Source organism: Microcystis sp. M49636_WE2 (assembly GCF_030065375.1).
Classification (GTDB): domain Bacteria; phylum Cyanobacteriota; class Cyanobacteriia; order Cyanobacteriales; family Microcystaceae; genus Microcystis; species Microcystis aeruginosa_C.
On the sequence record NZ_JASJFG010000765.1, the window covers coordinates 1 to 8,249 of the forward strand.

An 8,249-nucleotide genomic window follows, 5' to 3' on the forward strand; every position below is an offset into this window, starting at 1 on the left:
TAAGGCTTTTAGACTTTTTTGACCTCAAAAAGTGCCGACCATTGGAGGGATCGGGGGTAAAATTCAGGTACTTTTTCCCTGAAAATTAGGTAACTGACTACCTCAAAATCGGTAAAACCCTACACCCCACACCCCACACCCCACACCCCACACCCTGCCCCCACCAACAAACTTTTTCAGCAGACCCTAAATATTGGAGAGCATGATGCCAGTTCAATTATCATTGCCCTTGTATCATCAACTTTCTCAACCAGAAGTGATTGAATGCTTGACCAGCGATGGGTCAGCGGGCTTATCAGCAGAAGAAGTGGCTAGTCGCTACGAAAAATATGGCCCGAATGAACTGCGATTTAAGCCTGGGAAACCAGCTTGGTTGAGGTTTTTGCAGCAATTTCATCAGCCGCTACTCTATATTCTCTTGCTTGCGGGTACTATTAAGGCATTTTTAGGGTCTTGGACGAATGCCTCGGTGATTTGGGGAGTTACCCTGATCAATGCCATTATTGGCTATGTGCAGGAAGCTAAGGCGGAAGGTGCGATCGCTTCCCTGGCCAAAGCCGTAACCACAGAAGCGACCGTGTTGCGAGAGGGACAAACCCTCCGGATTCCATCTCGGGATTTGGTGCCGGGAGATATCGTTTTATTGGCATCGGGGGATAAAGTGCCAGCGGACTTGAGGCTGCTGAAAGTCCGCAATTTGCAGGTGGATGAGTCTGCCCTGACCGGGGAATCCTTGCCCGGGTCAAAAGCGATCGAACCCTTACCCGGGGATACGCCCCTAGCAGAAAGGACAAACATGGCCTACGCAGGGAGTTTTGTTACCTTTGGACAGGGCAAAGGGATTGTTGTCTCTACGGCCAATGCCACCGAAGTGGGGCAGATTTCCCAGTCGATGGAAAGCCGAGTCAGCCTTAGCACACCCCTGACCCGTAAATTTGCCCAATTTAGCCGCACCCTACTCTACGCAATTTTGACCCTAGCAACCTTGACCTTTGCCATCGGGTTAGGACGGGGGAAATCTTGGATCGATATGTTTGAAGCTGCCGTTGCCCTCGCAGTGAGTGCGATTCCAGAAGGGCTGCCGGCAGTGGTAACGATTACCTTGGCCATTGGGGTCAACCGCATGGCCCGTCGTCATGCGATTATTCGTAAACTGCCCGCAGTGGAAGCATTGGGGAGTGCGACCGTCATTTGTTCTGACAAAACCGGAACCCTGACCGAAAATCAAATGACTGTACAGTCCATTTATACTGAAGGGCAATATTACGCCGTTAGTGGTGGTGGCTATAGTCCCAAGGGCGAAATTAGTCTGATTACCGATGGCAACCCTGGCAGCCCGTTTGCAGAGGAATTACCGCCGGCCCTGGGGGATTGTCTGGTAGCTGGTTTGCTTTGTAATGACTCCGGGCTAAAACAAACGGGAGAAGATTGGTCAGTGGTGGGGGATCCTACGGAAGGGGCGCTGATTGCGGCCGCTGCCAAAGCAGGTCTCAGTCAATTGGGGCTATTGTCTTCAACCCCACGATTGGATGCAATTCCCTTTGAATCTGAGTACCAATATATGGCAACCCTGCATGATGGCATACCTCGTCTGATCTATGTCAAGGGATCGGTTGAGTCGCTGATGCGTCGTTGTTCCCAGATGATCGATCGCTATGGTCAGATGACTGCGCTGAACGCCGAACAGATCGAGCAAGCGGTAGAAACGATGGCAGAGCAGGGTTTACGGGTGCTTGCCTTTGCCAAAAAAGCAGCCGCGACCCATCAGCATTCTATCGACCATGAGGATATCGAAACAGGCTTGGTGTTTCTAGGATTACAGGGCATGATTGACCCGCCTCGTCCAGAGGCGATCGCTGCCGTTCATGCCTGTCAAACTGCCGGGATTCGGGTCAAGATGATTACTGGTGATCATCTTGCCACGGCGCGGGCGATTGCGGAACGGATGGGCATTAAAACGGCAGCACAAGTCTTAGCATTTGAGGGAAAACAATTAGCGCAAATGGATGATCATCAACTGGCCCAAGCGGTGGTCGATGGATCGGTATTTGCCAGGGTTGCCCCTACCCAAAAACTGCAACTGGTGGAAGTACTCCAGTCTCAAGGAGAAATCGTGGCGATGACGGGCGATGGTGTCAATGATGCGCCGGCTCTCAAGCAGGCCGATATCGGCATTGCCATGGGGAAAGGGGGAACGGAAGTCGCCAGGGAATCTGCTGATATGCTCCTCACTGATGATAACTTTGCCTCGATCAAGGCCGCTGTCGAAGAAGGACGCACCGTTTATCAAAATTTACGCAAAGCGATATCTTTTCTCTTACCTGTCAATGGTGGCGAATCGATGACCATTCTGATCAGTACTTTACTGGCACGAGATTTACCGATTCTCTCCCTACAAGTACTCTGGTTGAACATGATCAACTCCGTCACGATGACTGTTCCCCTGGCCTTTGAAGCAAAATCCCCCGGCATTATGCAGTCACCACCACGCAATCCCAATGAACCTTTGATCACCAAAAAACTATTGCGCCGAATTTTGGCTGTTTCATTGTTTAACTGGATTCTGATTTTTGGTATGTTTGAGTGGGCTAAATCGACCACAGGAGATATTGCCGTTGCCCGCACAATGGCAATTCAATCCCTTGTGGCAGCACGGGTTATCTATCTGCTCAGTATCAGCCAATTAGGGATGAGCCTAGTTAACTACCTGCGTCGTCAGTCAACCTCGATTACTAATGCACCAATCCTAATTTTGGGGATTGTGGCTGCTGTTGCCCTACAAATTTTATTTAGTCAATGGGGGGTGATGAACAGTCTGTTTGCAACGGCGACCCTAACCGGTCATCAATGGCTAATCTGTTTGTTGCCGATGCCGCTCATGGTGTTTTGGGCAATTTTTGCCAATGTTATCGATCCTCCTCATTGTCATGGGAAATAACTAATCGTGAATTCTTGACCGCAACTATAAAAACTGGCGGTTTTTATTACCCCAACTGCCAGGTTATCTCTTCACCCGCTCGTAACGGCACCAGTCCAGATTCGGGAAATGGCAATTCATCGGGAATGCGCCAAGGGGTTTTGGTTAAGGTGATTTGTTCGGTATTCCGGGGGAGTTGATAAAAATCTGGCCCGTGGAAGCTGGCGAACCCTTCCAGTTGCTCAAGCGCATCGACACTCTCAAAGGCTTCTGCGTACAACTCTAGGGCGTGCAGGGCTGAATAACAACCCGCGCAGCCACAGGAACTTTCTTTGCTGTAGCGAGAATGGGGCGCACTATCGGTCCCTAGGAAAAACTTGGGATTGCCCGATGTTGCCGCTTGCAAAAGTGCCAAACGATGATCCTCTCGTTTCAAAATCGGCAGGCAATAAAAATGGGGACGAATGCCACCGGTAAAGAGAATGTTTCGGCTAAACAATAAATGTTGGGGCGTAATTGTGGCGGCGACGTTGTTGTTAGCTGATAGAACAAACTTAACCGCGTCGGCAGTGGTAATGTGTTCAAACACGACACGCAGTTTCGGAAATCTTGTTATCAGTGGGAGCAAGTGCTTCTCAATGAACACTTTCTCGCGATCGAACACATCAATATCACCATCGGTAACTTCTCCGTGCAGTAGTAGCGGCATATCTACCTGCTCCATGGCCGCAAAAACGCGATCGCACCTACGAATGTCCGTCACCCCCAAGTCGGAATTAGTTGTGGCACCGGCTGGGTAGTATTTCACCGCTTTGACAAACTGGGAGGCTTTCGCCGCCATGATTTCTTCGGGACTGGTATTATCGGTGAGATAGAGGGTCATCAGTGGCTCGAACTGTTGACCCTCTGGAACTGCTGCCAGAATGCGATCGCGGTAGGAGGCGGCATCAGCCACAGAGCGCACTGGGGGTTTTAAATTCGGCATGACAATGGCACGGGCAAACTGACGCACCGTATGGGGTAGAACCGCTTTCAGTGCCGCACCATCGCGGAGATGAAGGTGCCAGTCGTCGGGTCGAGTGATTGTGAGTCTTCGCATTTTTCCATCATACAACGGTTAGGAATCCCAGCGCCACAACTAAACACAAGAGAGAAGTCAATCTTCGGTCAGGGAATCAATTCCTTATTTCAGCAGTCAAGTCGATTTTAACTAATAAGCTGCCGCGCATCTAAATTGGTCTAGGTCGATAAGAGAAGGCTGGAACTGCGCTATTTATTTCTCTTTATTTATCATAAATTTAATTGGCGAACAAGTGAATTACTTAAGACTAGATATTATTACCAAAAATCTAATCTATTTTTTAGTTTTTGTGTCAGATGTAGCAGATAAAAACATTCAAATAATGACAGGAATCAGTCAAGCTTTATAGTATAATACCAATTGTGATAATTCTAAAAAACTTCTTGTTAACAATAACAATTAAACCATCTTTATTTATAGTAAATTAGTGCCAAAAATAACCAAGATAGAGCAATTTCTTGAATTGCCAATAATTCCACATTAATCAATCCTATCCAAGATTGACTAACGCATCCCCTTGAATATTTTCTCGATCGAGCAGCTTTTCAGTCCCCAAAATCCTTACAATAGGAGATGAAGATAGCCTTAAAAGTTGGAGAATATGAATTATCTCATTGCCGTGTTAGCTGATCGCATACAAGCAGAAGAAGCTTCCGTTGCCCTGGAAAAGGCGGGAATTCCCCAATCTCAAGTGACCATTCTCGGTCGCGGCTATAAAAGTGCCGATGAGTTCGGTTTGATCGATCCCTTTCAACAAGCCAAAAAACGGGCCACTCTCATGGCTTTTTGGCTAATTCCCTTCGGTTTTGCCGGTGGCTACCTTTTTAACCTGATTACGGGATTGCATACCTTTGATTGGGCCGGAGAACCGGGCAATCATATCGTCGGCGGTATTGCCGGGGCGATTGGGGGGGCGATGGGCAGTATTTTCGTCGGTGGTGGCGTGGGTTTATCGTCCGGCAGTGGCGATGCACTTCCCTATCGCAATCGTCTCGGTGCCGGAAAATATATTATTATCGTGCAGGGTTCGGAAAACCTAAAAAATCAAGCGACTCTTATCCTGCGTCAATTTAACCCCGAAAATCTGCAAGGATACGCCCTAGAACGGTGAACGGTTATCGGGAATAAGTTATGGTTCATCTGATTTTTTCCTAAGAATTTTTGATTAATTACCAGAAAACAATGTTACCAAGAGAAGAATTACTAAAGGGTGTCGAGAACCGCGAGGAAATAGCGAAAGTTATTGATAAAGCCGAACAAGCGATTAAGACTTGGGAAGTGACGGTGACAGACTTTCTTTCTCCCGCAGTTTTGGCGGAAGTAGAACGAGTTTTTCAGCGTTTAACCGATGTGTCAATGCAAAAATCGGGCGGTTATCCCCAAGCAGAAAGACAGCGCCTCGGTATTGCTAGAGTTGATTTACCTTTGGCAGAAACAGATATTCCCCTATCTGCCCTTGATATTGCCGGTAATTTTCTTTTTGATACCGCTAACCACCGGGATTTTTTAGGGGCAATGTTGGGGACAGGGATCGTCCGGGAAAAAGTCGGCGATATAATCGTTTTAGGTGAGCGAGGAGCGCAGGCGATTGTAGTGCCTGAATTGGCAGATTTTTTATGTGCTAATTTACTACAAGTGCGTTCGGTTCCCGTGAAAACTAGCCCGATTCCTTTGACGGAATTAAAAGTTAGACCCCCGCAAAAAAAAGAAATTAATACTGTGGAAGCTTCCTTACGTTTGGATGCGATTGCCTCGGCGGGTTTTGGCATTTCTCGCAGTAAAATGGCCGAGGCAATTAGCGCCGGGGATGTGCGAGTTAACTGGAAAGATATCAGTCAATCTAGTTATAACGTTAAAACCGGTGATTTGATTTCTTTTCGGGGAAAAGGTCGTTTAGAAGTGGGGGAGGTTACTGTGACAAAAAAAGAGCGCTATCGGGTTCATTTAACTAGATTTATTTAGTTTTTTCTGTCTCTAGAATTTGTGATTAGACAGATTAATTGCCATGGCTGAGAATTTCGCCGTAATCGTGCAACTGTGTCAAGTTAGTCCCATCGGTAAACTATTACCGGGGGCGCTTTATGTTCATCGAGAAGCATTACATCAACTTGATCCTATTCTCCAGAATTACGAACAACAAGCAAGAATTAATCAGCATTTATCTGAGGCAACAATAATTAAATTTAGCACCGATAAACCGAAAATATCCTATCTTTTTTATCCCGATTTTGATCGGGAACCTCACCCAGTTTTAACTAAAAGTTTAGTGGTAGATATGGGGACATTAATCTTGAGTGAATGGAATTATCAAAATGCCGATAATCCGCCCATTTTACACCGAAAAGAAACTTTTGTTACTAGGGACTATCCTCTTTATCAAGAATTCGAGCATCTCACAAAAATCGAGAGTGCTTTAGGACTTTTAAACAGTTCTTATCCCATCGGTACTAAACAGGAATGGCAACGGCTTTTAAGAAAGCATCACCTTGATTTTGCAGGAGATTATTTAGTTTGTAATTTAGAGGGACAAAGGGAAAAATCGATAATAATTGATCGCCACAAAGCCGCTCTTGTTCGCAAAACCCTTTCTCGTCCGACAAGATTAGCATTAGCGGCGGGATTATTTCTTCCTGAAACCACTTTTTTTGATTACGGTTGTGGTTATGGAGGTGATATAGAACGCATAGCTGAACAGGGTTATCAAAGTGAAGGCTGGGATCCTTATTATCGTCCCGATAGTCCTTTAATTGAATCTGATATTGTTAATTTAGGCTATGTAATTAATGTTATTGAATCCGCCGAAGAACGACAAGACGCTCTATTAAAAGCTTGGCAATTAACCCGTCAAGTTTTAATTGTTTCGGCACAAATTTTAATTGATGATAGTGAACGGGGTTTAATGGCTTATGAAGATGGAATTATAACTCGTCGCAATACCTTTCAAAAATACTATCAACAGGAAGAACTAAAACAGTATATTGATAGCAGTTTAGGAGTTGATTCTATTCCAATAACTTTGGGAATTTATCTAGTTTTTCGAGAGGAAGAAAAAGCGGAAACTTTTCGTTTATCGAGATGTCGTTCCCGCGCCACCACTCCTAAAATTAAAACCCATCTCAAACGCTTTGAAGATTACGAAGATTTATTGACTCCCCTAATGGAATTTTACACCCAGCAGGGACGTTTACCCGTCGCAGGAGAATTATTACAAGAGGAGGAAATTAAGGCAGAATTTGGAACTTTTAGACGAGCTTTTCAAGTGATTTTACAAGTAACAGAAGCGGAAGAATGGGAGATAATTGCCGATAAAAGACGCGCCGATCTTTTACTTTATTTAGCTTTAAGTCAATTTAGCCACTGTCCGAAAGTAAGGGAATTATCCCCCGCTACCCGTGCCGATTTTAAAGCTTTATTTGGCAGTTATCGCAATGCTTGCGCTTTAGCAGAAGAAGTGTTAATAAGTGCGGGAAATTTGCCAGCGATCGCTCGTACTTGTGAAAATAGTTCCTTAGGTAAACTTTCCCGTTATTCCCTAACTATTCATATTAGCGTTCTGGAAAAATTACCGATGTTATTACGCTTATATGAAGGTTGTGCTAGTCAAACTATCGGACGGTTAGAAAATGCTAACGTCATTCGTTTATCCTTTCGTCAACCCAAAATTTCCTATCTCTATTACCCCAATTTCGATACAGAAATTCATCCGATTTTAGCCACTAGCATGGATGTATATTTAGGTTCGGCTGATTTTAGTTTTCGCGATTATCGGGATAGTCCTAATCCGCCAATTCTACACGAAAAAGAGCTTTTAGTAATGGCGGATTATCCTAACTATGATAAATTGGTTCGCTTAACTCAATTAGAAAAGGATTGGGGATTGTTAGAGGATAGAAAAGCGATCGAACGTTTACAGGGTTGGCAAAAATGTTTAGAGGAGAATTGTGCTACAATCAAAGGCTATCAGATACTGTGGCGAAAAGATGCTGATCCCTATAAAGTGAGGATTTTACGCGCTAAAATTAACGCCAGAAGAAATCAAAATAAGTCTTCCTGAGTAATTAAGTAAGATAGATGAGGTAATTAATTTTATGATGACTACGATTCTGTTAAAAGGATTAGAAGATTTCGAGTTAAAAGCTAATGATCCTGAACAAAGAATGTTTATTTCTGGGGTTAATTGGCAACAGTACGAAACCCTCTTAAAACATTTAGAAGATAGTTCCAGTTATCGCATTACTTACTTAGATGGAA

The 8,249-nt window shown here is 44.9% G+C and carries 5 protein-coding genes and 1 pseudogene; 5 read left to right on the forward strand and 1 reads right to left on the reverse strand.

Annotation, left to right across the window (positions count from 1 at the left end; all coding sequences use genetic code 11):
- Positions 1-205 precede the first annotated feature (205 nt).
- Entirely contained in the window at positions 206-2,938 is a 2,733-nt protein-coding gene (locus PX484_RS17510; protein ID WP_287766068.1) for a cation-transporting P-type ATPase, read from the forward strand.
- Between the two features lie 46 nt (positions 2,939-2,984).
- On the opposite strand, the gene pyrC is transcribed toward PX484_RS17510, so the two are convergent.
- Positions 2,985-4,016: a dihydroorotase gene (pyrC, locus tag PX484_RS17515; RefSeq protein WP_287766037.1), complete on the reverse strand. Its 1,032-nt coding sequence runs from the start codon at positions 4,014-4,016 to the stop codon at positions 2,985-2,987.
- A 583-nt stretch (positions 4,017-4,599) separates the two neighbouring features.
- Here pyrC and PX484_RS17520 point away from each other — a divergent pair.
- The 4 genes and pseudogenes from PX484_RS17520 to PX484_RS17535 form a co-directional block, all read left to right on the forward strand.
- The gene (locus PX484_RS17520; RefSeq protein WP_002789175.1) at positions 4,600-5,109 is read left to right on the forward strand and encodes a hypothetical protein; all 510 of its coding nucleotides are present in this window, start codon (positions 4,600-4,602) and stop codon (positions 5,107-5,109) included.
- 71 nt (positions 5,110-5,180) lie between these two features.
- Positions 5,181-5,960: a photosystem II electron transport protein, Sll1252 family gene (locus PX484_RS17525; protein ID WP_287670458.1), complete on the forward strand. Its 780-nt coding sequence runs from the start codon at positions 5,181-5,183 to the stop codon at positions 5,958-5,960.
- Positions 5,961-6,003: 43 nt separating this feature from the next.
- On the forward strand, positions 6,004-8,052 hold the full coding sequence (locus tag PX484_RS17530) for a DNA phosphorothioation-associated putative methyltransferase (protein ID WP_288104941.1): 2,049 nt from the start codon (positions 6,004-6,006) through the stop codon (positions 8,050-8,052).
- A 34-nt stretch (positions 8,053-8,086) separates the two neighbouring features.
- Positions 8,087-8,249: pseudogene (locus tag PX484_RS17535) on the forward strand (Uma2 family endonuclease); the annotation flags it as partial.